18 protein-coding genes and 1 tRNA gene are annotated in these 25,460 nt (G+C 51.0%); 7 read left to right on the top strand and 12 right to left on the bottom strand.

Annotation, left to right across the window (positions count from 1 at the left end):
* Positions 1–544: 544 nt before the first annotated feature.
* From yfaE to ubiG, 4 genes are all read right to left on the bottom strand, one after another.
* A complete protein-coding gene (gene yfaE / locus ACMV5I_RS11255; protein WP_021805960.1) occupies positions 545–805 on the bottom strand; it encodes a class I ribonucleotide reductase maintenance protein YfaE in 261 nt (86 codons plus the stop codon).
* Positions 806–1,936: a class Ia ribonucleoside-diphosphate reductase subunit beta gene (gene nrdB, locus ACMV5I_RS11250; RefSeq protein WP_024485993.1), complete on the bottom strand. Its 1,131-nt coding sequence runs from the start codon at positions 1,934–1,936 to the stop codon at positions 806–808.
* A 71-nt stretch (positions 1,937–2,007) separates the two neighbouring features.
* On the bottom strand, positions 2,008–4,296 hold the full coding sequence (gene nrdA, locus ACMV5I_RS11245; protein ID WP_202809755.1) for a class 1a ribonucleoside-diphosphate reductase subunit alpha: 2,289 nt from the start codon (positions 4,294–4,296) through the stop codon (positions 2,008–2,010).
* 432 nt (positions 4,297–4,728) lie between these two features.
* On the bottom strand, positions 4,729–5,454 hold the full coding sequence (ubiG, locus tag ACMV5I_RS11240; RefSeq protein WP_202672318.1) for a bifunctional 2-polyprenyl-6-hydroxyphenol methylase/3-demethylubiquinol 3-O-methyltransferase UbiG: 726 nt from the start codon (positions 5,452–5,454) through the stop codon (positions 4,729–4,731).
* Between the two features lie 237 nt (positions 5,455–5,691).
* Here ubiG and gyrA point away from each other — a divergent pair, with 237 nt between their 5' ends.
* Complete coding sequence (gene gyrA / locus ACMV5I_RS11235; RefSeq protein ID WP_024485995.1) at positions 5,692–8,343, top strand: DNA topoisomerase (ATP-hydrolyzing) subunit A; 2,652 nt, start codon at positions 5,692–5,694, stop codon at positions 8,341–8,343.
* 171 nt (positions 8,344–8,514) lie between these two features.
* On the top strand, positions 8,515–11,388 hold the full coding sequence (gene rcsC / locus ACMV5I_RS11230) for a two-component system sensor histidine kinase RcsC (RefSeq protein ID WP_141132609.1): 2,874 nt from the start codon (positions 8,515–8,517) through the stop codon (positions 11,386–11,388).
* 81 nt (positions 11,389–11,469) lie between these two features.
* On the opposite strand, the gene rcsB is transcribed toward rcsC, so the two are convergent.
* Genes rcsB through ACMV5I_RS11215 form a run of 3 tightly spaced genes read right to left on the bottom strand, consistent with a single transcriptional unit; the run spans position 11,470 to position 15,988 of the window.
* The gene (rcsB, locus tag ACMV5I_RS11225; RefSeq protein ID WP_021178490.1) at positions 11,470–12,120 is read right to left on the bottom strand and encodes a response regulator transcription factor RcsB; all 651 of its coding nucleotides are present in this window, start codon (positions 12,118–12,120) and stop codon (positions 11,470–11,472) included.
* Positions 12,113–14,815: a phosphotransferase RcsD gene (gene rcsD, locus ACMV5I_RS11220; RefSeq protein WP_121609009.1), complete on the bottom strand. Its 2,703-nt coding sequence runs from the start codon at positions 14,813–14,815 to the stop codon at positions 12,113–12,115. Before rcsD ends, rcsB begins: the two co-directional genes overlap by 8 nt.
* A 21-nt stretch (positions 14,816–14,836) precedes the next feature.
* Positions 14,837–15,988 carry an MFS transporter gene (locus ACMV5I_RS11215; protein ID WP_414824374.1) on the bottom strand — a complete coding sequence of 384 codons (1,152 nt, stop codon included), beginning with the start codon at positions 15,986–15,988 and terminating at the stop codon, positions 14,837–14,839.
* Positions 15,989–16,826: 838 nt separating this feature from the next.
* Here ACMV5I_RS11215 and ompC point away from each other — a divergent pair.
* From ompC to ACMV5I_RS11190, 5 genes are all read left to right on the top strand, one after another.
* Positions 16,827–17,942, top strand: a complete 1,116-nt coding sequence (gene ompC, locus ACMV5I_RS11210; RefSeq protein WP_046808380.1) for a porin OmpC — start codon at positions 16,827–16,829, stop codon at positions 17,940–17,942.
* 155 nt (positions 17,943–18,097) lie between these two features.
* On the top strand, positions 18,098–18,514 hold the full coding sequence (locus tag ACMV5I_RS11205) for a VOC family protein (RefSeq protein WP_121607363.1): 417 nt from the start codon (positions 18,098–18,100) through the stop codon (positions 18,512–18,514).
* 79 nt (positions 18,515–18,593) lie between these two features.
* Positions 18,594–18,923, top strand: a complete 330-nt coding sequence (gene osmE / locus ACMV5I_RS11200) for an osmotically-inducible lipoprotein OsmE (protein WP_021805952.1) — start codon at positions 18,594–18,596, stop codon at positions 18,921–18,923.
* A gap of 158 nt (positions 18,924–19,081) precedes the next feature.
* Positions 19,082–19,169 (top strand) — tRNA-Ser (locus ACMV5I_RS11195).
* A gap of 430 nt (positions 19,170–19,599) precedes the next feature.
* Complete coding sequence (locus ACMV5I_RS11190; RefSeq protein WP_370454313.1) at positions 19,600–19,851, top strand: YdgH/BhsA/McbA-like domain containing protein; 252 nt, start codon at positions 19,600–19,602, stop codon at positions 19,849–19,851.
* Positions 19,852–20,175: 324 nt separating this feature from the next.
* Here ACMV5I_RS11190 and ACMV5I_RS11185 read toward each other — a convergent pair whose 3' ends face one another.
* The 5 genes from ACMV5I_RS11185 to ACMV5I_RS11165 form a co-directional block, all read right to left on the bottom strand.
* Complete coding sequence (locus tag ACMV5I_RS11185; RefSeq protein WP_414824373.1) at positions 20,176–21,051, bottom strand: LysR family transcriptional regulator; 876 nt, start codon at positions 21,049–21,051, stop codon at positions 20,176–20,178.
* A gap of 58 nt (positions 21,052–21,109) precedes the next feature.
* Positions 21,110–21,817: an MgtC/SapB family protein gene (locus tag ACMV5I_RS11180; protein ID WP_414824372.1), complete on the bottom strand. Its 708-nt coding sequence runs from the start codon at positions 21,815–21,817 to the stop codon at positions 21,110–21,112.
* Between the two features lie 155 nt (positions 21,818–21,972).
* Positions 21,973–22,758 (bottom strand): ABC transporter ATP-binding protein, encoded by a 786-nt coding sequence (locus ACMV5I_RS11175; protein ID WP_414824371.1) that lies wholly within the window; start codon positions 22,756–22,758, stop codon positions 21,973–21,975.
* A gap of 779 nt (positions 22,759–23,537) precedes the next feature.
* On the bottom strand, positions 23,538–24,626 hold the full coding sequence (locus tag ACMV5I_RS11170) for a porin (RefSeq protein ID WP_414824370.1): 1,089 nt from the start codon (positions 24,624–24,626) through the stop codon (positions 23,538–23,540).
* A 34-nt stretch (positions 24,627–24,660) separates the two neighbouring features.
* Positions 24,661–25,452 carry an ABC transporter ATP-binding protein gene (locus tag ACMV5I_RS11165; protein ID WP_414824369.1) on the bottom strand — a complete coding sequence of 264 codons (792 nt, stop codon included), beginning with the start codon at positions 25,450–25,452 and terminating at the stop codon, positions 24,661–24,663.
* Positions 25,453–25,460 lie beyond the last annotated feature (8 nt).

The following is a 25,460-nucleotide window of genomic DNA, read 5'->3' as shown; positions in this document are numbered from 1 at the left end:
TCGGTAGTGTCCTGGTGCTGGATTTGCTGCGTCGTTGGCTGAATGGCAGCCAGGTTCGCGGCAGAAGCGGTAGGCTGAGAATGGTCGACATTACCGCAGAGTAACTTGTTGATAGCGGTGATATATCCCTTATGGCTCATAACAATATAAGGGGTATTCGCTGTGGGATTGTGTTGTTACACGCTTTGCGGGTGCTTGAGAGTTTTCGTCTTGGGCATTGTGTGGCAAGGCGGAAAGTTGAAAGCCCCAAACTGACGTTAACTCAGAATGGGGCAACCAATAACGCTTCGACACCGTTATGGTAGCCCCTTCACAGCAAGGAGGCAAGCCATGTATAAAAAACATGCGCTCTACGCGTTACTAACTGTATACATTACAGTTTTGGTATTGATACCCGTCGCCTTTCAAGCTGCAGCGTTGTTGGCTGCAGGTGCTCACCCCAGTCACTTACTAAACGTAAGCTCCTGGGGATTCACACCTTTGCCGCCTAGCTGCAACTTGAAATTCTTAGGGTATCCCAGTGATTGAAGATTATTTTGCGTGGTTAAATTTCTAATTCGATATCCATGGCGGGCATGCAGCAGCAGGGCAGGATCTCGCCGTGATTGATAAATGCCAACGGCTGCTGGTGGTAAGCGACCTCACCCTTCAGTAATTTCACTCGGCAGGCACCGCAATAGCCGGAGCGGCATTGGTATTCCACCTCCACCTCATGCAGTTCCAGCACGTCGAGCAGGCATTTCTCACCTTCGGGGCAGGAGAGCTGCGTACCGGTGGCACGCAGCGTGATGGTTGGTGCAGCCACTTACAGCTCGAAATCACTCAGGTCGTCGGCGTTGACTTCAGAGTCAATCTGGCCGACCAGGTAAGAGCTGACTTCCACTTCCTGCGGAGCCACCTGCACGTTATCCGACACCAGCCAGGCGTTGATCCACGGGATTGGGTTGGAGCGAGTCGGGAACGGTGAACCCAGGCCGACGGCCTGCATGCGGATATTGGTAATGTATTCCACGTACTGGCACAGGATGTCTTTGTTCAGGCCAATCATGGAGCCGTCGCGGAACAGATATTCGGCCCACTCTTTCTCTTGTTGCGCCGCCAGGACGAACAGGTCATAGCACTGTTGCTGGCATTCTACGGCGATTTCAGCCATCTCTGGGTCATCAGCGCCTGAGCGCATCAGGTTCAGGATATGTTGCGTACCGGTCAGGTGCAGGGCTTCGTCGCGGGCGATCAGCTTGATGATTTTGGCATTGCCTTCCATCAGCTCACGCTCGGCGAAAGCAAACGAACAGGCGAAGCTAACGTAGAAACGAATGGCCTCCAGCGCGTTGACGCTCATCAGGCACAGATACAGCTGCTTTTTGATGGCGCGCAGGTTAACGGTCACCGTTTTACCATTGACCTGATGTGTGCCTTCACCCAGCAGATGATAGTAGCTGGTCATTTCGATCAGATCGTCGTAGTAGCCGGAGATATCTTTTGCCCGCTTGAGGATCTCCTCGTTGGTGACGATATCGTCGAACACCACCGACGGATCGTTAACGATGTTACGAATGATATGGGTGTAGGAACGTGAGTGAATGGTCTCTGAGAATGACCAGGTTTCGATCCAGGTTTCCAGTTCCGGAATGGAGATCAGCGGCAGAAACGCCACGTTAGGGCTACGGCCCTGGATGGAATCCAGCAAGGTCTGATACTTCAGGTTGCTGATGAAGATGTGCTTCTCGTGTTCCGGCAGCGCTTGATAGTCGATACGATCGCGCGCGACGTCAACCTCTTCCGGACGCCAGAAGAAGGAGAGCTGCTTTTCGATCAGCTTTTCGAAGATTTCATGTTTTTGCTGGTCGAAACGCGCCACGTTGACCGACTGGCCGAAGAACATCGGCTCAAGCAACTGGTTGTTTTTGTTTTGAGAAAAAGTAGTGTAAGCCATGAGCTTGGATCCATTAGTGCCGAGCTGAAAAGTAAAGGGGCCGGAAGAGTTCCGGCCCGCTGTGTCAAACGTTAGATCTTGCAGGCGCCGCCTTCACAGTCGTCATCGCCGCCCTGAGCAGGCTGCATGTCTTCCTGGATATCATCTGCACCGTCGCGGGTGTTCTGATAATACAGCGTTTTGACACCGAACTTGTAGGTGGTGAGCAGATCTTTCAACAACTGCTTCATCGGCACCTTGCCACCCGGGAAACGGGTTGGGTCATAGTTGGTGTTCGCCGAGATCGACTGATCGATAAATTTCTGCATCAGGCCAACCAGTTGCAGGTAACCGTCGTTATTGGGTAATTCCCACAGCAGTTCGTAGTCATTTTTCAGACGCTCATACTCAGGAACGACCTGGCGAAGAATGCCGTCTTTGGACGCTTTGATACTGATATGGCCGCGCGGTGGCTCAATGCCGTTGGTGGCATTGGAGATCTGCGACGAGGTTTCCGACGGCATCAAGGCAGACAGCGTTGAGTTGCGCAAGCCGGTCTTTTTGATCTCTTTACGCAGGCTTTCCCAGTCGTAATGCAGGGGTTCGCTACAGATCGCGTCTAAATCTTTCTTGTAAGTGTCGATTGGCAAGATGCCTTGCGCATAGGTGGTTTCATTGAACCACGGGCAAGCCCCTTGCTCCTGAGCCAGACGGTTCGAGGCTTTCAGCAGGTAGTACTGGATCGCTTCGAAGGTTCTGTGGGTCAGGTTGTTGGCGCTGCCGTCGGAATAGCGTACGCCGTTCTTCGCCAGGTAATAGGCAAAGTTGATCACACCGATACCCAAGGTACGGCGACCCATCGCGCCACGGTGAGCGGCTTTGATCGGGTAATCCTGATAATCCAGCAGGGCGTCGAGCGCACGCACGGCCAGCGTCGCCAGCTCTTCCAGATCGTCCAGGCTCTCAATCGCGCCCAGGTTGAATGCTGACAGCGTACACAGCGCGATTTCGCCGTTTTCGTCGTTAACGTCATCCAACGGTTTGGTCGGCAGAGCGATTTCCAGGCACAGGTTTGACTGGCGTACCGGGGCGATCTGCGGATCGAACGGGCTGTGGGTGTTGCAGTGGTCGACGTTCTGGATGTAGATACGGCCAGTAGAAGCACGTTCCTGCATCATCAGTGAGAACAGCTCTACCGCTCTCACTCGCTGCTGACGAATGCTGTTGTCTTTCTCATACAGGGTGTAGAGACGCTCGAACTCGTCCTGATCGGCGAAGAATGCGTCGTACAGCCCTGGGACGTCAGACGGGCTGAACAGGGTGATGTCTTCATTCTTGATCAGGCGCTGATACATCAGGCGGTTGAGTTGCACGCCGTAGTCCATGTGACGGACGCGGTTGCCTTCAACCCCACGGTTGTTTTTCAGCACCAGCAGGCTTTCCACTTCCAGATGCCACATTGGGTAGAACAGTGTGGCTGCACCACCACGTACGCCACCCTGAGAGCAGGATTTCACCGCGGTCTGGAAGTGTTTGTAGAACGGGATACAGCCGGTATGGAAGGCTTCACCGCCACGAATTGGGCTACCCAAGGCACGGATACGGCCAGCATTGATACCGATACCGGCACGCTGTGAAACGTATTTCACAATGGCGCTGGAGGTGGCGTTGATGGAATCCAGGCTGTCACCACACTCGATCAGCACGCAAGAGCTGAATTGGCGGGTTGGGGTGCGCACGCCAGACATGATCGGCGTAGGCAGTGAAATCTTGAAGGTGGAGATAGCGTCATAGAAACGTTTTACGTAGTCCAGACGGGTGGCGCGCGGGTAGTTGGAGAACAGGCACGCGGCTACCAGGATGTACAGGAACTGGGCGCTCTCATAAATCTCGCCGCTGACGCGGTTCTGCACCAGATATTTCCCTTCCAACTGCTTCACGGCAGCGTAGGAGAAGTTCATATCACGCCAGTGATCGATAAAGGAGTCCATCTGCTCGAACTCTTCAGTGGTGTAGTCTTCCAGCAGATGTTTATCGTATTTGCCCATTTCCACCATGCGTGCAACGTGGTCGAGCAGCTTCGGCGGCTCAAACTGACCGTAAGCTTTTTTACGCAGATGGAAGATGGCGAGGCGAGCGGCCAGATACTGATAGTCCGGTGCGTCACGGGAGATCAGATCGGCTGCAGCCTTGATGATGGTTTCATGAATATCGGCGGTTTTGATGCCGTCATAAAACTGAATATGTGAACGTAACTCTACTTGAGAGACCGAGACGTTGTTTAAACCTTCCGCGGCCCAGTCGATGACTCGGTGGATTTTGTCGAGGTTGATGCGCTCTTTACTGCCATCGCGTTTAGTTACAAGTAGGCTTTGGTTCATTTTTACCTGTCCGTGAGATTCCCCTAAGCAGAAAGTGTAGTCGCTCTGCTCAGTATGTAAACACTATATATAGGGGGTGTATGTCGGTGAGGTAACAAGATAGTGATAAAACGGTGGGTTTGCAAGTGAACAAAACCTGCCGATCTTGTGGATAACTTGGGGGTGAAATGTTACCAATTGTTCCTAGTGCGCGCCCTATCTGGGGTGGCAAGGTTGTCAATAAGCGCGATGAGATTTTGCTGATTTTGTGAAAACCCCGATCGTTTGCCGCTTTATTAAACGTTAGAAAAAAACCGCATATTGATCTGCTTTTATATTCTTAAAAATGGTTTAGATCGGCTTTTTTGATCGAAAACGGATAAATAGGTATTTATCTTATACGCTTAGTTACACCGGCGGCGGAAACATCGCCCCCGGTACGTTATGGCAGTTTCAACCCTGGTGCTGGGTATGTACCATGTAGTTCACATCAACGTTGCGACCCAGCTTGAAATGGTCGGTGATCGGGTTGTAATGCAGGCCGATGATATGTTTTTCACGCAGCTCGGTGCCGTCGACCCAACCGATCAGTTCAGAAGGGCGGATGAACTTCTTATGATCATGGGTGCCCTGTGGCACCATCTTGAGCACGTATTCAGCGCCGATGACCGCCATCAGCCAGGCTTTGGTATTGCGGTTGATGGTGGAGAAGAACACGTGGCCGCCCGGTTTGACCAGATGTGCACAGGCCCGCACGACGGAAGCCGGATCCGGGACGTGCTCGAGCATCTCCATGCAGGTGACGATGTCATACTTTTGTGGATGAGCTTGCGCATGGCTTTCTACCGTTTCTTGCACGTAGGTCACCTGCATACCGCTTTCCAGCGCATGCAGTCGCGCCACCTGGAGCGGTTCTGCCCCCATATCCAGCCCGGTCACCAACGCACCTTCACGTGCCATGCTCTCTGCCAGAATGCCGCCGCCGCAGCCAACGTCGAGCACTTGTTTGTCAAAAATGCCTCCTGCGCGCTGCATGATATAATTCAGACGCAGCGGATTGATCCGATGCAGCGGCTTGAACTCACCTTCCAGATCCCACCAGCGCGAGGCGACTGCTTCAAATTTGGCGATTTCCTGGTGATCAACGTTTGGCGCGTGACGGGATGATTCAGCATTCATGGGCGTTATTAGCTCCTGGTTCTCTTATGGTGCAGATTATACATGTTCCGGCACGCTTGGCGCAGCGCTGTTGTGATCGAGGCAATTGTTATCGAGGCAATTTTCGCCCGCAGGGCAGCACATTTCAGCGAAACAGCGCCGGTAATTTCCCCGTAAAGCGCGCTTTGTGATATAGTTTTACACCTTTGGCACTACGCCAAGGCAGATGAATCATTCAGTATGAGGGATAGCAGCTCCATGAGCGACCTTGCCAGAGAAATCACACCGGTAAATATCGAAGAAGAGCTGAAAAGCTCGTATCTGGATTACGCGATGTCCGTTATTGTCGGCCGTGCGTTGCCAGATGTTCGTGATGGACTGAAGCCGGTGCACCGCCGCGTTCTGTACGCGATGAATGTACTGGGTAACGACTGGAATAAACCATACAAGAAATCGGCCCGTGTCGTTGGGGACGTGATCGGTAAGTATCACCCGCATGGTGACAGCGCGGTATATGACACGATCGTCCGTATGGCCCAACCGTTTTCGTTGCGTTACATGTTGGTGGACGGCCAGGGTAACTTCGGTTCTGTGGACGGCGACTCCGCCGCAGCAATGCGTTATACCGAAGTGCGCATGTCGAAAATCGCCCACGAACTGCTGGCGGATCTGGAAAAAGAGACCGTCGACTTCGTGCCAAACTATGACGGTACCGAGCAGATCCCGGCCGTTATGCCAACCAAGATCCCGAACCTGCTGGTCAACGGCTCGTCTGGTATCGCTGTGGGCATGGCGACCAACATTCCGCCGCATAACCTGTCTGAAGTTATTAATGGCTGTCTGGCCTATATCGAGGATGAAAACATCAGCATTGAAGGGCTGATGGAACACATCCCAGGCCCGGACTTCCCGACGGCGGCAATCATCAATGGCCGTCGTGGTATTGAAGAAGCCTACCGTACTGGCCGTGGCAAAGTGTACCTCCGCGCCCGTGCCGAGGTAGAGGCGGACGCTAAAACCGGCCGCGAAACCATCATCGTGCATGAAATTCCTTATCAGGTGAACAAAGCGCGCCTGATCGAGAAAATTGCCGAGCTGGTGAAAGAGAAACGTGTTGAAGGCATCAGCGCGCTGCGTGACGAGTCTGATAAAGACGGCATGCGCATCGTGATTGAAGTCAAACGTGACGCCGTGGGTGAAGTGGTGCTGAATAACCTGTATTCGCTGACTCAGCTACAGGTAACCTTCGGTATCAACATGGTGGCACTGCATCAGGGCCAGCCAAAGTTGCTGAACCTGAAAGATATTCTGCGTGCATTTGTGCGCCACCGCCGTGAAGTGGTGACCCGCCGTACCATTTTCGAACTGCGTAAAGCCCGCGACCGTGCCCATATCCTGGAAGCGTTAGCCATTGCGTTGGCCAACATCGACCCGATTATCGAACTGATCCGCCGCGCGCCGACTCCGGCAGAAGCGAAGATTGCGTTAATCGCGCAACCTTGGGATCTGGGTAACGTTGGGGCGATGCTGGAACGTGCCGGTGACAACGCTGCACGCCCAGAGTGGCTGGAGCCAGAGTTCGGTATCCGTGACGGTAAATATTACCTGACCGAGCAACAGGCTCAGGCGATCCTGGATCTGCGCTTGCAGAAACTGACCGGCCTGGAGCACGAGAAGCTGCTGGACGAGTATAAAGAGCTGCTGAACATCATCGCTGAGCTGATCTTTATTCTGGAAAACCCAGACCGCTTGATGGAAGTGATCCGTGAAGAACTGGTGGCCATGCGCGATCAGTTCGGTGACGCTCGCCGTACCGAAATTACCGCCAACACGTCTGATATCAACATCGAAGACCTGATCAACCAGGAAGATGTGGTCGTGACATTGTCGCATCAGGGCTACGTGAAGTATCAGCCTCTGACCGACTATGAAGCGCAGCGTCGCGGTGGTAAAGGTAAGTCAGCCGCCCGTATTAAAGAAGAAGACTTTATCGATCGTCTGCTGGTGGCCAACACCCACGACACGATCCTGTGCTTCTCCAGCCGTGGTCGCCTGTACTGGATGAAGGTGTATCAACTGCCTGAAGCCAGCCGTGGTGCCCGTGGCCGGCCAATCGTCAACCTGTTGCCGCTGGAAGCCAACGAACGTATCACCGCCATTCTACCGGTACGTGAATACGAAGAAGGCCGCCATGTGTTCATGGCTACCGCTAGCGGTACCGTGAAGAAAACCGCATTGACCGAGTTCAGCCGCCCACGCAGCGCTGGCATCATCGCCGTTAACCTCAACGAGGGTGACGAGCTGATTGGTGTTGACCTGACCGACGGCAGCAACGAAGTGATGCTGTTCTCTGCCAACGGTAAAGTGGTGCGCTTCCCAGAAGGGCAGGTGCGCTCGATGGGCCGTACCGCTACCGGCGTTCGCGGTATCAATCTCGGCGAAGGCGATCGTGTAGTTTCGCTGATTGTTCCACGCGGTGAAGGCGATATCCTGACCGTGACGCAGAACGGCTACGGCAAGCGTACTGCGGTAACGGAATATCCGACCAAATCGCGTGCGACCCAAGGGGTTATCTCCATCAAGGTCAGCGAGCGTAATGGCCAGGTTGTTGGGGCTGTGCAGGTCGAAACTACCGACCAAATCATGATGATCACCGATGCAGGCACGCTGGTGCGTACCCGTGTCGCGGAAGTCAGCGTGGTTGGCCGTAACACCCAGGGTGTTACCCTGATCCGTACTGCGGAAGACGAGAACGTCGTTGGCCTGCAGCGCGTCGCTGAACCGGTTGAAGATGAAGAGCTTGATAGCCTTGAACCGGGCGCGGAAGAAGCGGAAGAAGATACCACACCACTCGATGAGGGTGATGAGGATACCGGCGCCGTAGACGATGTGGATGACGAGAACGCCTAAATAACACGGCCTTGGCCGTATAATCTGGGTGGATCAAAAAGGGCTTGGCAGCGATGCTAGGCCCTTTTTCAGTTGTATGGTTTAATTACTGTAATCACTTGTCGATGCTGCACGGGATCGTTGTTTTGCTATGATTATGCTCGTCACCTCTTACTCTGGCATGGTACCTGCTTGAAATACTTAGCCTCTTTCCGTACCACGTTAAAAATTTCCCGCTATCTGTTTCGGGTGCTGGCGTTCATGCTGTGGTCGCTGGGTGCGCTGCTGACCACGTTTTATATCCTGGATATCGTGCATGAGAAAGAATCCGATATCAGGCAGGAATATAATCTCAACTTTGACCAGGCTCAGGGCTACATTCGCCACTCGGCGGATATCATCCGCGACATCAAATACATGGCGGAAAACCGCCTCAACGGCACGGTAGGGAGCCTCGAGCTGTTCACCGGCATGATGAATGGCAAAGACAGCCAGCCGGAGATGAAACCGCTGTACCCGGAATCCAACTGTGCGCTGAATTCCAACTACCGTGACTCGATCACCTCGTTAAACAGTCTGATCCAATACTGGAAAGAAAACTTTGTCGCAGCCTATGATTTGAACCGGGTGTTTTTTATCGGCAGTGACAGCCTGTGCATGACGGAATTCGGTAGCAGCAACGGCATCACCGATCGGCAAAACGTGCTCAAGGCGCTCCATGAGCGCATCCTTAAATACCGTAACGCCGCCAACAGCGCGGAGAAAGACAATAACCTTTACTGGATCAGCCCCAGCCAGCAGCGGCCTGATGTAGGTTATCTGTATGTGATGACGCCGGTCTATGTCGGCAACAAGCTGGAAGCGCTGCTGGGGATTGAACAGACGATCCGCCTGGAGGACTTTGTCACCACCAGCAACTTGCCAGTGGGGGTTAATCTGCTGGATGAGAACAACGAATCGGTGCTGCGACTGGCCAATGGCGATCGCTACGCCTCTTCGCTCAATGTTTATCCGCAGGAACACACCTATTTTGGCTATGTCGACAGTTACCAGGATCTAATCATGAAGAAGGCGCTGCCTCCTTCGTCGCTCAGCATCGTGTATTCATTGCCGGTGAAGAGCGTGGTGGAGCGCTTCAAGGTACTGATCCTCAATGCGGTGCTGCTTAACCTGTTGTCGGCCGTGGTGTTGTTCAGCCTGGCGTGGTTGTTCGAACGCAAAATGTTCCTGCCAGCGGAAGAGAATGCCTTCCGGTTGGAGGAGCATGAACAGTTCAACCGCAAAATCGTGGCTTCGGCGCCGGTGGGTATCTGCATTCTGCGCATCAGTGATGGTACCAACATCCTGAGTAATGAACTGGCGCATAACTATATCAACCTGTTGACCAACGAGGATCGGGATCGTATTACACGCATTATCTGCGAACAGCAGGTCAACTTTGTAGATGTGATGACCAGTAATAACAACAATCTGCAAATCAGCTTTGTGCATTCCCGTTACCGCAATGAGGACGTGGCTATCTGCGTGCTGGTTGACGTTAGTGCCCGCGTCAAAATGGAAGAGTCGCTGCAGGAAATGGCCGCGGCGGCGGAGCAGGCCAGCCAGTCCAAATCGATGTTCCTGGCCACCGTCAGTCATGAGCTGCGCACGCCGCTCTACGGGATTATCGGCAACCTGGATCTGTTACAGACCAAGGCGTTGCCGCAAGGAGTCGATCGCCTGGTCAATGCGATGAACAACTCCTCGGGGCTGTTGCTGAAGATCATCAGCGACATCCTGGACTTCTCCAAGATTGAGTCGGAGCAGTTGAAGATAGAACCCCGTGAGTTTTCTTGCCTCGAAGTCATTACCCACATTGCGGGCAACTACTTGCCGCTGGTGGTGAAAAAGCGGCTCGGTTTGTACTGTTTTATTGAACAAGGTGTGCCTGAACGTATCAATGGCGATCCCGTGCGTTTGCAACAGGTCTTGTCTAACCTATTGAATAACGCTATCAAGTTTACCGACACCGGCTGTATTATCCTGCAGGTCTGCACCCGTGACAGCTATCTGGAGTTCAGCGTTCGCGATACCGGCGTCGGCATTCCAGAAAAAGAGGTCCTGCGCCTGTTTGATCCCTTCTTCCAGGTTGGCAGCGGGGTACAGCGCCATTTCCAGGGCACTGGGCTTGGGCTGGCGATTTGTGAAAAACTGATCAACCTGATGGACGGTGATATCGCGGTGGAGTCCGAGCCTGGCCTCGGTAGCCTGTTTACCATTCGCATTCCGCTGTTTGGGGCGCAGTTCCCGACGCCGCAGGCCAGCGATACCTGGCAGGGCAAAAACCTGTGGCTGCAAATTCGTAATCAGCGGCTGGAAAGCTATCTGCAGGCGATCCTTGGCGGCTTCGGCGCCACGGTATTACGTTATGAGGGGCAGCAAACCGCAGCAGGGGATGTTCTGCTCAGCGATTATCCTTTGCAGGTGGATACCCCGCTGTTGGCACAGATTGAATTCTCCATTGCGCACATCGGACCGTCATTGGAAACGCACCCGGGTTACTGGCTGCATAGTACCTCCACGCCACGGGATGCCATCCTGCTGTTGAACCGGTTGTTTGGCGTGGTTACCGAAAGCGATAAGGCGTTGGTGCAACTACCGTTACCGGTTAAGGCCAATAGTGCCGACAACGGGGATATTCGCCTGCTGGTGGTGGACGATCACCCGATCAACCGGCGCTTGCTGTCCGATCAGCTGTCATCGTTGGGCTATCAGGTGATTACCGCCAATGATGGTGTCGATGCGCTCAGCGTACTGGAACGCAATGCGGTGGATATCGTATTGACTGACGTCAATATGCCGAATATGGATGGCTATGAATTGACACGTTGCCTGCGCCAGTCGAATTTCACTGCCCCGGTGATTGGCGTAACGGCTAATGCGCTGGCAGAAGAGAAACAGCGCTGTCTTGAGGCCGGGATGGATAACTGCCTGTCGAAACCGGTCACGCTGGAGACGCTGGAGCAGTCGCTGGGCTATTACAGTCAACGGGTACGACGGCTTAGGGCTGAGTCGCAAACGGTATAAATACTAAAGGGCGCCTAAGAGCGCCCTTTAGATTGATAACAATGCTGGTTCAGGGGCGCCGCATGCTGCACCCGTTGAACTTTAGTCTTTATCCAACTGCGTCATACTGACGGAGGAGAGATAGTTGAGCAGTGCGATATCGTTATCAACACCCAGTTTCATCATGGCTGATTTCTTCTGGCTACTGATAGTCTTGATGCTACGGTTCAGTTTTTTGGCGATTTCGGTCACCAGGAAACCTTCGGCGAACAGACGCAACACTTCACTTTCTTTCGGAGAGAGGCGTTTGTCACCGTAACCGCTGGCACTGATTTTTTCCAACAGCTTCGAGACGCTCTCTGGCGTGAATTTCTTGCCTTTCTGCAATGCGGCCAGCGCTTTTGGCAAATCGGTAGGCGCACCCTGTTTCAGGACGATGCCTTCGATGTCCAGATCCAACACCGCGCTGAGAATGGCCGGATTGTTGTTCATGGTCAGAACGATGATCGACAATTGCGGATAGTGGCGTTTGATATATTTTATCAGCGTAATGCCGTCGCCATATTTGTCACCCGGCATCGAAAGATCGGTGATCAGGACGTTGGCGTCCAGTTTGGACAGATTGTTGATCAGTGCTGTAGAGTCCTCGAACTCCCCAACGACATTCACCCACTCAATTTGCTCAAGTGACTTCCGGATGCCAAACAGTACGATAGGATGGTCATCGGCAATAATTACGTTCAGGTTATTCATGTTGTTGGCTACCTTGCTGCAGCAGTCTACTGACGAAAAAATCAATCTGACTGATGTTATTCTCGATCTTGAGCGCATCACCGTCCGCGATGTGCTGTTCTAACGACTCACACAGAAGCTTTCCGGGAAGCAGATTTAACATAGCAAACACGCCCTTCAGGCGGTGTGCGGTTTGAGACAGCGCTGCAAAATCACCGCTGCCCGCCTCAGTATACAGTTTTTTGATATCGTCGGGTACTGTATCAATAAACAAACCATAGTAATCACTTGATCTCAATTGTTTTTCATACACTTGGGCGCTTTCTGCCAGCGATCCTACAGGGGTTTCTTCCAGCTCTTGTGCCGCCATCTGGTGTTCTATCAAGATCAGAACAGCGTCGATCATGGCATTGTGCAGGTTATAGTTGACGCGAATATAGCCTTTATCAAGCTGTTGCCAGCCCGCTTCATCGCTGGTTAGCAGCAACGTATAGTTGTCGGCCTGCTGCGGGTTATCGGTCAGTAATACATCATATTCCCGGCTGTTTTGGTGCTCCTCGGCCACGATGCAGTTGGCCCCGTAGCCCGCCAGCAGTTGAGTCACGATACGGCGGATCTCGTCGGAGGTGATATCCAGCAGCGCCGTTACTCCATCGAGTAACTTCTCCGTTGCCTGTTCCTCTGTTTTCTCCTGCTCCATAGTGACACGAATGGTATAGCGGGTACCGATATCGATTTTGCTGCGGATATCCAACTGGCCATTGAGTTTTTTGCACAGCTGATTACACAGGAAAAACGTCAGCCCAGAGCCGTGGTCGAAGCGATCGACCAGCGTTTGGCTGAGGAACGGGTAGGTCAGGTTGCTAATTTCCTCATTGGAAATGCCGGTGCCGGTGTCATTGATATGAAATACCAGGTGTTCAGGGCGATCGGCTTCCTGTTCCACCACCAGGGTGATCTTGCCGTAGGCGGTGGTGATGATGGCGTAGCGCAGCAGCAATGAAAGGATTTTGCGCAGTGCGCCAGCATCGCCAATGTACTGTTGGTTGACGTCCAGATTAACGTGATTGAACAGCGCCAGCCCTTTCTGGTTGATGGCTGGCAGCACGTCCAGCAGCAGTTCATCCAGCAGTTCAGTGGGGTTGAAAGGTTGACGTACCGGCTGCCAATCCTGTGTCTCCAGCCTGGTGAGCAGGGTGATATTGTCGATCAGATCCAATACCGATGCCGAAGCCAGGTTGAGCTGTTTAAGCAATGTCTGTTGCTGCTCGGCATCTGATGGTTGGCACAGGCTCGCGGCCAGTTCGTGCATTTGCCGCACCGGCTGATTCAGCTCGATCCCCAGGTTATGCAGCATCAACTTACGGGCCTGCACGTTTTTATCGTATTCGCGGCGGGCCTGTTGCAGCCGCTTATTCACCATCACTTCTTTATCCTGATCGTTGAGCAGGAACAGATAGGTTTCTGCCGTTCGTTGGCTGCGGAAGATGCGGATCTCATAGACTTCGTTGTTGACCGTCGCCTGGATCACGCCGTGATGCTGCTCCGCCATATGGGCAATTTTGGACAGGCTGAGATGTGGCAACAGATGTTCGGCGATCTTGTTGCTGGTAATCACGCTGTTATCGGCAAAGTCATAGACCAGCAACCCGCAAGGCAGGCTGGCGACAATTTCCTGGTTGAGCGAGCGTTGGAGATCCAGCTCGGCGGCGATATTTTCGCTGGGGCGGATGTACTGCTGGCGGAGGAAATAAATGCCCACCATCGATAGCGTCAGCAACAGCAGATTGACCGCCAGTAGCCAGATGTTATTGCGCAGCAGGTCAATCGCCAGATTGAAAGCTGAAACGCGGTAAATCAGCTGCAACGGCGAGTTGGGCAAGGCAACACTGAATTCAACCCAACTGCCTTTCAGGGCCGCCTGGGCGTTAATTGCCGTTTCGCTCGGCACCATGCTGTCGTCGATCTCTTCATTATCGGGCAGCAGCAGGAAGTTGGAGCGGGCCATATTAAGCGGAATGATATCGTTAATCGGCAGGTCGAAGGCGATCACCGTGGCCAAATGCCCCGGCTGGTTAAAGGTGGTACGGATCGAAAACGAATAGGCGTTCTGGAAGCGCTGTTTGCGCAGGCCGGAAAAACTCTCGCGTTCGTCCAGCATATTGGCCTGTTGCAGCATTTCAGTGCGGCGGTCTGACACCGACGTAGTCAGGTAGTTTTCTTTCAACCGGGAGGTCAGGTCTTTCAGCGATTGGGTCGTCACCAGACTCAGGCTGTTATCTTGCCCGTTGAGAAAATACATCGCATAGTTTTCGGTCTCGGTTCCCCAGCGGTTATCCAGGAAGTCCGAGATATTGGCAACCGTAGCCAGCGTAGCGTTGTCGTGGTTGCCAAAAATGACCGCATCGGTTTTGCTGCGTCGCTTCTCAACATAATATACATCCGGACGCAGTCGGGTTTCCTGCAGGTTGGTCTCAGCAGGAAGCGACGCGGTATTACCAAATTTGTCGTAGATTTGCTCGGTCAGAGAGCGGTAGCTGTCGATACGCTTTTGCAGCATGTTGGCGATGGTGTTGACGGCATGTTTTTTCTCCGTCAGATAGGCGTTGGTGTAGTTATAGCTGTACAACCCAATGGCCATGGCCAGCAGCACGACAAACAGCCAAAAGCTGCGGGTGATGTAGCGGGAGTTTATGGTCAGTTGTCTATCTTGCAACATGGCTACGCATTCCTGAAATTAGCGAGTGACCGCTTTGGCGCTGGCAGTGACGATCAGCAGTAATGCCGCGACACAGGCCAGGGCAAACGTCAGGCTGGAGATCTGGGCGATTAGCCCGATCACTGCCGGGCCAGCCAGAATACCGGCATAGCCCACCGTAGTGACCGAAGCGATGGCCAGGTTGGCAGGCATGACGCGTTGGTTCCCAGCTGCGCTAAACAGAATAGGGACCACATTGGATGCTCCGACCCCGACCAGCATAAAACCAATCAAAGAGGCTATGGCGCTGTTTATGGTAATAGCCAACGCCAGGCCGATGGCCGCACACAGGCTACCCAGCAACAGTACCTGATATCTGCCCATGGCATTCACCACGCGATCGCCATTCAGCCTGCCGATCGTCATGGCAATGGAGAACAAGGCGTACCCCAACCCAGCCTGGTTATGATCCATCCCGCGCATGGTGGTCAGGTACAGCGCGCTCCAGTCGAGCATTGAGCCTTCCGCCAGGAACATGATGAAGCACAGTAGGCCAATGAACATCACCCAGCCACGTGGCAGAACGAACATCGGGCCTTCTTTATCTCCGCCGCTTTCACGCAGCAGGTTTTTACTGGCAATCAGTAGCAGAGCCAGAATGGCGACGACGGCGATCAGAGTGGCTTGTAGCGGGCCTAGCCCCAACCATAATAGGGCGCTGACGCCACCCGCACCGGCTATCCCGCCAATGCTGAAGAAACCGTGAAAGCCGGACATCATGGCACGATTGCTGGCGCGTTCGACCACCACGGCCTGAATGTTCATGGCCACGTCAATCATACCTATCGCTGCGCCGAACAGCAGTAAGGCTAATGCCATCCCCAAGGTGGAGTCCATCAGCACCAGCAGTGGCAAATCGATGCACAGAGCGATACCCGCCAGCAGGATCACGCGGCGACAGCCAAATTTGCCGGTCAATAGCCCTGTCAACGGCATTGCCATGATCGAGCCAACCCCGATGCATAGCAGCAGCAGGCCTAATGAACCGTCATCTATGGCGATACGCGTTTTGGCAAAAGGCACCAGCGGTGCCCAGGTGGCCATCGCCAGTCCGGCGATAAAAAAGGCCAGGCGGGTTGCATTCTGCTCGGGCACACCGGGCTTAATTTGTTCATTGCAAGTGACTGTCATGTCGGTATCGGGATCGGCTCTGGATAGTGGCTTAAATGAACCCCTGTTTTTATCACAATCTGTGATCGGGGTCGAAAGGATTCGCGTTAACCGTGTAGCCCATCAGGGGGGAGGAGCAGTGTTAGATCACTCGCTGATGAGGGTGAAATAGTTTCTCAAGGTAACAAATATATTATCGGGAGAATTGATGCAGGATTCATTGCTATTTTGCATGTGATCGCTGGCTATTTAAACGATGAGCGGCGGAAAATTATTCACTGGTTAATTTGTTGGTGGTTTTTCATTGTTAATTTAGCTATTAGTGCGGTGGTTGATCATGTTTATGATATCTATTTGTGATTAAATTTGTGCATAAAATGCTTTATTGGAACGATTTGTGTGCTGATTTTGGGTATAAAAAAACCGGCCAGAGGCCGGTCGTAACTACAAAAATTATCATACGGATAATGAAGGTAATAATGAAAATAATGATGATAGCGGGGTGATTATAGCCCCAGGTATTGCAACGGTTTTTGGCACAACGTGCTTATTGTTTGATACTTTTGTACTGTTATCTTTATTTTTATAAAGATTTGTATATTGCATTGTTTTGTAAGGTTTAATTTATTTTTTTATCTTTCGGTGCTTTATTTTGTTTGTCGGTAATGTTTTGTTAAAGTTCGCCAGTATTTACATTTTGAAACTTTTAAATATAGGTATGAAACACTATCGGATACTTGGTATCATTTTCTTTCTGGATTAATATAGCCCTTGTTACCAGAATGGTGATTCACAGTCGCGCTAATAATGCTCAGAAGAGCAGTGGCCGTAGCTCGACATAATTAAGAGGATAATAACGATGAAACTTCGAGTACTCTCCCTGATCGTCCCAGCTCTGTTGATGGCAGGCACAGCAGGTGCAGCAGAAATCTACAACAAAGACGGCAATAAACTGGATTTGTTCGGTAAAATCGATGGTCTTCACTATTTTTCCGACAACGATAAAACCGACGGCGATCAGTCTTACATGCGTTTTGGCCTGCGTGGCGAAACTCAGATCAACGATCAACTGACCGGTTATGGTGAGTGGGAATATCAGGTTCAGTTGAACAAAACTGAAGACGAAAATGACGCATTCACCCGTGTGGGCTTCGCTGGTCTGAAATTCGGCGATTACGGCTCATTGGATTACGGCCGTAACTACGGTGTGATGTATGACATCGGCGCATGGACCGACGTGTTGCCTGAGTTCGGTGGCGATACCTATGGCGCGGACAACTTCCTGTTCCAACGTACCAGCGGTGTTGTGACTTATCGTAACAACAACTTCTTCGGTCTGGTTGATGGCCTGAACTTTGCCCTGCAGTATCAGGGTAAAAACGGCAACGGTGAAGAAAGCAACAATGGCCGTGATGTCCTGAACCAGAACGGTGACGGCTACGGTATGTCCGTATCCTACGATCTGGGCTATGGCATCAGTGCTGCCGGTGCATTCTTCAGCTCTGACCGTACCAACGATCAGAACGGTGGCCCTAACGGCACCTCTTCCATTCTGGGTCGTGGTGACAAAGCCGAAGGCTATAGCGGCGGTCTGAAATACGACGCCAACAACGTCTACCTGGCAGCAATGTATACCCAGTCTTACAATGCTACCCGTTTCGGCAACAGCAATAGCTCTCTGTACGGTTACGCGAACAAGGCACAGAACTTTGAAGTGGTTGCACAATACCAGTTCGACTTCGGCCTGCGTCCTTCCGTGGCGTACCTGCAGTCTAAAGGCAAGGACATTGGCGGCGGTTACGGCGACCAAGATCTGCTGAAATATGTTGATGTGGGCGCGACCTACTACTTCAACAAAAACATGTCCACCTACGTTGACTACAAAATCAACCTGCTGGACGACAACACATTTACCGACAAAGCCGGTATCAATACCGACGACGTGGTTGCTGTAGGCCTGGTTTACCAGTTCTAAGCAATACCGTGAATGTGACCACGCGGCCTTCGGGCCGCGTTTTTTTTTGCCCGTTCGCCAGCCGCACAGATTGATCTTCACGCGGCACTGATTGCTATTCTGCTGAGTCCGTACCTGCCTACCCTGTTTATAAATCGATAAATCAGGAGGTTGGTATGGAACTTAAGATTGAGCGTGTGATTGAGACGGTGCTGTATGTTAACGATATCGAACGTGCCGCAGCCTTTTATCAGCAGGTGTTACAACTGCCAGCGATGGTCGCGAACGATCGTTTCCGGGCCTATAACATCTCCGATCAAAGCGTGTTGCTGCTGTTTGTTGCCGGAGATTCGCTGAACGGTGCTCACTATCCGGGAGGTTATATTCCCCCTCATGACGGCAGCGGCCCTCAACATCTTGGCTTGGCCGTGAGCAAGGCCCAGTTACCCCTGTGGGAGCAGCAGTTGGCCGAACACGGTGTTGAGATAGAAGGGCGTATGCGTTGGGAGCAGGGCGCGGAGAGCATTTATTTCCGCGATCCGGATGGCCATCTGTTGGAACTGGTGACGCCGGGTATCTGGGCCAACTATTAACAGCGGCAACGCATTATTGGCATAAAAGCCTTTTAGCTTCTACACTTAGATAACAATAAGCATGCTAAGGAGATAAGCTATGACAATGAAACTGGTTTTGGCCGGATGCACTGCGGCTCTATTTACTGTACTGACTGGGTGTACCACTTACGACAGGGCCGCGAGCTATGTTAACGAGCCTGTGGTAAGCGATGTAAAAGTCGGGATGACGAAACAGCAAGTACGCGCAATTGCCGGGCCACCATCAACCTCAGCCAGCCTGATCCATGCGCAGGGTACCTGTGATACTTATGCCGTGGCACCACGGGACGGCAAAGCACAGACCTATTTTGTCAGCTTCAACGACACGGGCCACGTGATGAACAAGGGTTATCAGAGTTGTTCAGAGTACGATACCCAACCTAAATAACTGCCTGCTTATTGTCCGAAAAGAGCCTCGCTGATGCGGGGCTCTGGTTTTTTTAACCGCAATCGGCCTGAAATTTAAGCGAACGAGCGTTTTGACGCATTTTTTTACGTCAAAACGATAGACATTTCATGACGGTACCGTTAATATCTGCGCCCATTGGAAGGATGGCCGAGTGGTTTAAGGCAACGGTCTTGAAAACCGTCGAGTGTAACAGCTCCCAGAGTTCGAATCTCTGTCCTTCCGCCAAATACAGACCCCAAGCTCGTAAGAGCTTGGGGTTTTTTGTTTGTGCCGATGTTTAGTATGCCATTGAATGTTGACTGCCCTTGCCCTTGCTTGCCTGGTATTGGGCCGGTATTTGAGGGACCCGGCATTCACTGTGCGCTCTTCCGGTTCCATTGATGGTTTTGCCTTTTCCGTTTTTCCCACCGCGATTTACAGGTCTTACTGAAGTCTACACACCCCCCACCTTGGCAGTGATCACATTTTATTTAACTTTGCGTGAGGTCTTGGGGAACAAATTCGTTGAATACTTCTCACATCAAAGTGATATGGGGGCAGGAGAGAGCCGATGAGTAAGCAACAGCAAACCGGTAAGGATGCCATGAGCCAGTAAAAGCGTAATCCCGTCGGCGGCCTTTGCTGCCGGTTATTATCCAGCTAGTGAGAGGATTTAATGATGAAAAATGTAATCTTGGCTTTGGTACTGGCCGCAGCCAGCAGCAGTGTCATGGCCGCCATGCCGGTGACAAGTAGTGCTGCACAAGGGTTGCAAAAAATCGGAGAGGTTTCCAGCCAGGCGACAACGTTGAGCAGCTTTGAACAGATGATAGCCGCAGATGCGCAACAGCGAGGGGCCAGTGCCTATCGCATTACTTCAGTTACCGTTAATAACCATGTTTACGGCACCGCGGATTTGTATAAATAATCAGGAGAGGGCATGGTGGTAAATCGATAAGGGGCGACGTTCAATTGATGAACACGCCCCTTTACCTTTACTCGACCACGCTGCAGGTTGAAAATCACATCGCTTTCTGTCGGGCTGAGCTCGCCGTTTTTTCATAACGCGTCGCATTCAGTACATTCCACTGACGGAATAGACCCGAGTTTCCTAGAAAAATGGCACTCCAGTTGGGTTAACGTAACGCAAAACCCATTTACCCATGAGCTTGGGGTTTTTCGTTTTCAGATGGCCTTCAGGTCTTTACTTTCTAGGCGCTTGCACCACTTCGCCAGGTGATTTTCCGCGTGTTCACATCGCCATCAGGATCTCGGTAAAATCGCTAGTAATGGACGATGTCATGGGCTCGTCACGTTTAATAATATAAAAGCATGCGCTGATATTGATATCTTCAGCAGATTTTTTCTTGAGGTTCACCTGTGGGCTGTAATGTGCCACGATACGATCGCTTAATAGCGCGAGATAACCCTGCTGTTTCACTAGACACCAGGTGGCGAGGAAAGAATCAGTTTCCACGACATGACCCTGCTGCGTGCACGGGAAAGAGGAGTCTTGCATCGCTAGACGGCCGGCAGTACAGGAATGCGGGACTACCCACTTTGTTTCGTCCAGCGGCAGCTCATCAGAGGACTGATTGTTCCCTTGATAAAGCGAAAACGTTTCACATTTGAAGTCCTGCGTTACCAGATCGACACAGTTAATCCCCTCGCTGAGGTTGCAGACTACCAGATCCAGTTCGTTATTTCTCAACTTGGCAACCAACCCCTCGGGGCAATCCTCAATCACGATAATGCGGCTGTGTGGATAACGCTGATTAAAGATCTCAAGTGCGTCGGGGAGATAGCATAGCAGTGGATAGGTGCTCATACCTAGGCGCAAGAATTTCTCTCCGGTTTCTTTCAGTCCACGGAATTCATAAATGGTATTTCTTAACTCATTGGTGATAGCGTCAATGCGTTGAAAAAACGCTTCGCCTACCGCAGTGAGCCGGACACCGCGGTTGCTGCGTTCCAAAAGACGCGAGCCTATATTTTCTTCAAGTTCTTTAATAATACGGCTGAGTGTCGGTTGTGAAATAGCCAGCTTTTTTGATGTTTCATGTAAGCTACCGCAGTAAACAATTTCTTTAAAAGTAGTCAGGTGAGATAATTTCGGCATACTTTTCATAATAATTCTCTTCATTCATGTTTTAATTGGCGGTGTAAAAGGGCCCTACGTGACGTTTTTAACCAGAGCCACAAATTCTGCTGTAATAGGCCTGCTTCATCATGCTATCGCCAAGTAAAGTATTGACGGTTTTATCAAGTACCGTAGTAGTGACAGAGGCGGGCATGAGAGTTGCGGTGATCTCTACGTCATCATCGCCAAAAGGCTCGATATCCAGGTGCGAGATAAAGCAGTTTTCGGCTTGCATCACCTTTTTGAATTTGGCTAACGCTTCGCGTTGCTCGTGTTCAAATGCAATCACGCAGATCTGGTAGGTGGATTCACCGTTAACATCGCTGAAGGGTTGTTTGTTGACCATATTGACGATCGGGCGCAGCAGTGTATTGGCAGCCAGTACGTATAACGTAGCGGCCAGAGCATCTCCATATAATGCGCAACCCGCGCAGGTACCGACGGCTGCCGATCCCCAAAGCGTAGCCGCTGTGTTCAGGCCGCGGATATTCATTCCTTCTTTCATGATTGCCCCAGCTCCGAGAAAACCGACGCCAGAAACCACATAAGAAATCACTCTTACCGCACCCCCACTGCCATCAATGGTCATGGCCAGATGTACAAAAATAGCTGCGCTGGTGGCAACAAGTGTATTGGTGCGTAACCCGGCGGTGCGTTGCCGGAACTGTCTTTCATAGCCAATAATTGCGCCAAGTAAAGATGCCGTTGATAGCGTTATTAATGTTTGAATAAAATGCATGATAAAAGCCAACATGTTATCTGCTTATCATGAAACACCGATAAAAAGGTAGCTCTTGATAAACAGGTAGTTAAAATGGCAGACTTTTCATCTGCCAGACAGCGATTAGAAATTGATTTTATGCCTTGGTAAACACGGTTCAGTGGCGTTTACACAGGGCCTGGTTTTAATTAATAGGCCGAAGTAGCAATTTGCTGGCTTAGCTCAGCGCTGATTTCTTCGATCAGGCTTTGCATTGAGCGATTGTTCCGCTCCTCACGCCGTAGGGTGATTTCATAATTTCCGGTCACGGTACCGGGTTCTGAACCTAGCAAAATAATCCGATCTGACATCATTACGGCTTCTGTTATGCTGTGGGTTACTAAAATCATGGAGCGAGTTTTTATTTGCCGCGTCGACCAGATCTGCATTAGGTCGTTGCGTAGATTTTCTCCGGTATAAATATCCAGGGAAGAGAAAGGTTCATCCAGTAGCAGCAACGCAGGTTCAACGACGAGTGCACGGGCAAACCCCACCCGTTGGCGCATACCACCGGAAAGTTCTCGTGGAAAAGCATTGCGGTATTTTTCCAGACCAATCAGGTTCAGCATTTTTATCACCTGCTTGTCGATGGTGTCTTGGGAATAATGCTGTGCCTGCAATCCAAAGGCGATATTTTGATAAACGGTTAACCAAGGGAAAATAGCAAAGTTCTGGAAAACCATATTGATTTGTGGGTTAGGGCCTGAGACTTTTTTCTCACCCAGCATGACATCCCCAAAATCAGGAGATATCAAACCTGAGATGATCCGCAGTAGGGTGGATTTGCCCGAGCCGGATTTCCCTAATACGCTGACTACTTCATTATCATAGACTTTGAGGTCGATATCACTAAGGACCAAATGTGATTTTTGAGCCGTAGGTTGGAAGCTCTTGCTAACGTTGCTGACAGTAAGTAATACTTTTTTCTTGGCCATCATATTTCCTTGGTTATCTTTTAAAAAACAAATAGGCGAATAGGATATGCCGCTGAGTTTTGCACAGGAACATCCAGACGTGAAAATTCACACGGGAGAATGCCAGCGGCCTTATTGGTCTGATTAGTAAGTTGAATTCTGGCTATTGAGAGATGCTGTCAGCTAGGGATCGCCTAGTATAAGGCGCTGAAGGAAGTAATAAAAAAGTGCAGTTGTGACGTGATGACGTCACATACGGATACTTTTCAGGACGCAGTAAATGACTATTGCGCCTAAGCCTCCAGCAGGCTCAACAAACCAATGAATAACGAACCGTCGGTGTCCATAATTTTATCCTGTATTAAATCGGAGTCTCATAGTACCCACAAGGGCCAGGAAGCTCAATAACTGAGTGGTGTTTTAGAACTGCAAAATGTAATTTAATATTAATAACTATCGCAAGGGTTGTTTAAACTAAACATAGCGTCAACGAGGTTGTGGTTTCAATGAGTGGTTGGCTATAAATCCCGGAGCAATGGAAGTGAAGCTAAATCGTTAAATGAGGGTAATTCAGGCAATGTGGTGATTGTTATCTTTGGTTTCGCTATGATAAACAATCTAATTTCAGAGGGAAAAGTCTATTGGCAATGTGGAATGGGGAAAGAAACGGCCAACATGATTGTATTCACTGTTTTTAACTTTCATTCATATGTCTTGCTTGCTACCTTTTACCCGTTCAAAACGATAAAAAGCCCAATGAGGTCAAACCTCATCAGGCATGGGGTTCAGCGCTTAGCCTCTCAGAACTGGTACATAATCCCCGTCTCGACGATATCATCAGCACTTAAACCGGCTGCATTATGTTTATCCAGCAGGTTCAGTTTGTACTCTACATAGGTCGACATATTGGCATTGAAACTATAACCCAGCGCCATATCTATATACTTGACCAGATCGGTATCACCGATGCCAGGCATATCGCTGCCACGCGATTGCAAATAGGCAAGAGAAGGAGTGATGCCAGAGTCAAAGTGATACTGTGCCACGGCTTCGACGGCATCGGCCTTTGGTGCAAAGCCGGTGTAGTTGCCACCATCCACGTAGGTCATGTTCTGAGTGCGGGTATAGTTTGCTGCCAGATAGAGGTTATCCCGATCGTACTTCAGGCCCAGAGTCCAGGCTCTGGCACGATCGCCATTGGCCATACCAAAACTACGCTGTGCCTGTGTACGATCCGAATTGGCGTAGGCACCGCCTGCGCTCAGTCCCCAACCAATGTCGTAGGTCGTGGAGAAGGAATATCCGTCGCCGTTTTGTGTCCGTAGGTCTTGCGTGTGATGAGCGTCGTCCCCCCGATTCTTTCCCTGATATTGCATGCCAATATTCAGGCCATCAATAATCCCCCCCAAACCCTGATTATGATAGGTCAACATACCGTTGCCCCGACTGGTCATAAAGTTATCGGCAGCTTCATAACTGTCATTACCAAACTCGGGTAATACATCGGTCCAGCTTCCCACATCATAGAGTAAACCGTAGTTGCGCCCATAGCTGATGCTTCCAAACGGGCCGAATTTCATCCCGGCAAAACCCAACCGCGTGTAGTTACCACTTTGCTCGCCGCTTTCCGCTCCGTTCAGCCCAATCTGATATTCCCATTGGCCGTATCCAATGATGTCATCATTAATTTGTGTTTCGCCTTTAAAGCCAAAGCGAGTGTAGGATTGATCGCCGCTGCTGCCAGCATTATTACTGAAATAATGAACACCATTAATCTGCCCATATAAATCCAATTTGTTGCCGTCTTTAGTTACGATTTCTGCAGCCAACGTGGTGCTGGCTACTGGCAATAGTAACCCTAATACAGCTAAGTGTATTTTATTTTTCATTTCAATAACCTGATGTTAATAAATACGTTGAAATTTATGATGCTTTTTGTGATATCGCAATTCTCTTATACAAACGATCGCTGGTTTCATCAATAATGGCTGCCATATTCTGTCTGCCTCGTGATTCTCTTGGCCTGTCGATAGCGATCTCATCGGTGATTTGCCGTTTATTGGCATCCATAATGACGACTCGGTCGGACATCATGACCGCTTCTTCTATGTCATGGCTCACCATGACGATGGCACTGGTATTACTTTTTTTGTTCGTCCAGATATTCATTAAATCCATCCGCAGTTTCTGCGCGGTGAAGATATCAAGAGAAGAAAAGGGTTCATCCAACAGCAAAACTTTGGGCTCCACGGCTAATGCGCGGGCAAAACCTACGCGCTGGCGCATACCACCGGAAAGTTGACGGGGCCAGGCTTTCTCATATCCATTCAGGCCAACCAGCGTGAGTAATGCTTTCAACTTTTTGTCGATCAATTGCGGTGGCAAGTCTTGTGCGATCAGGCCAAACGCGATGTTGTCATACACCGTGAGCCACGGATAAAGAGCATAAGACTGGAATACCATGCTGATATCGGCATCGGGTCCTTCGATAGGTTTTCCTGCCAGCGATACCTTGCCGGTATCAGGGAAAATCAGGCCGGCAAATATGCGCATCAAGGTTGATTTTCCTGAACCTGACTGCCCAAGGATCGTAACGAATTCACCCTTGTGAACATTCAGATCCACGTCGCGCAGCACTTCCTTGGGGAGCTTGTTTTCTCCAATGAAGGCTTTGTTAACCTGCTTGGCGCTGAGCACCACTTCTTGAATAGTCATTTAATTTC

Origin of the sequence: Serratia sp. T13T92 (assembly GCF_047530105.1) — a bacterium.
Classification (GTDB): Bacteria; Pseudomonadota; Gammaproteobacteria; order Enterobacterales; family Enterobacteriaceae; genus Chania; species Chania fonticola.
Note: the sequence above shows the minus strand (reverse complement) of the source record. Positions and strands in the feature narration are given on the sequence as shown.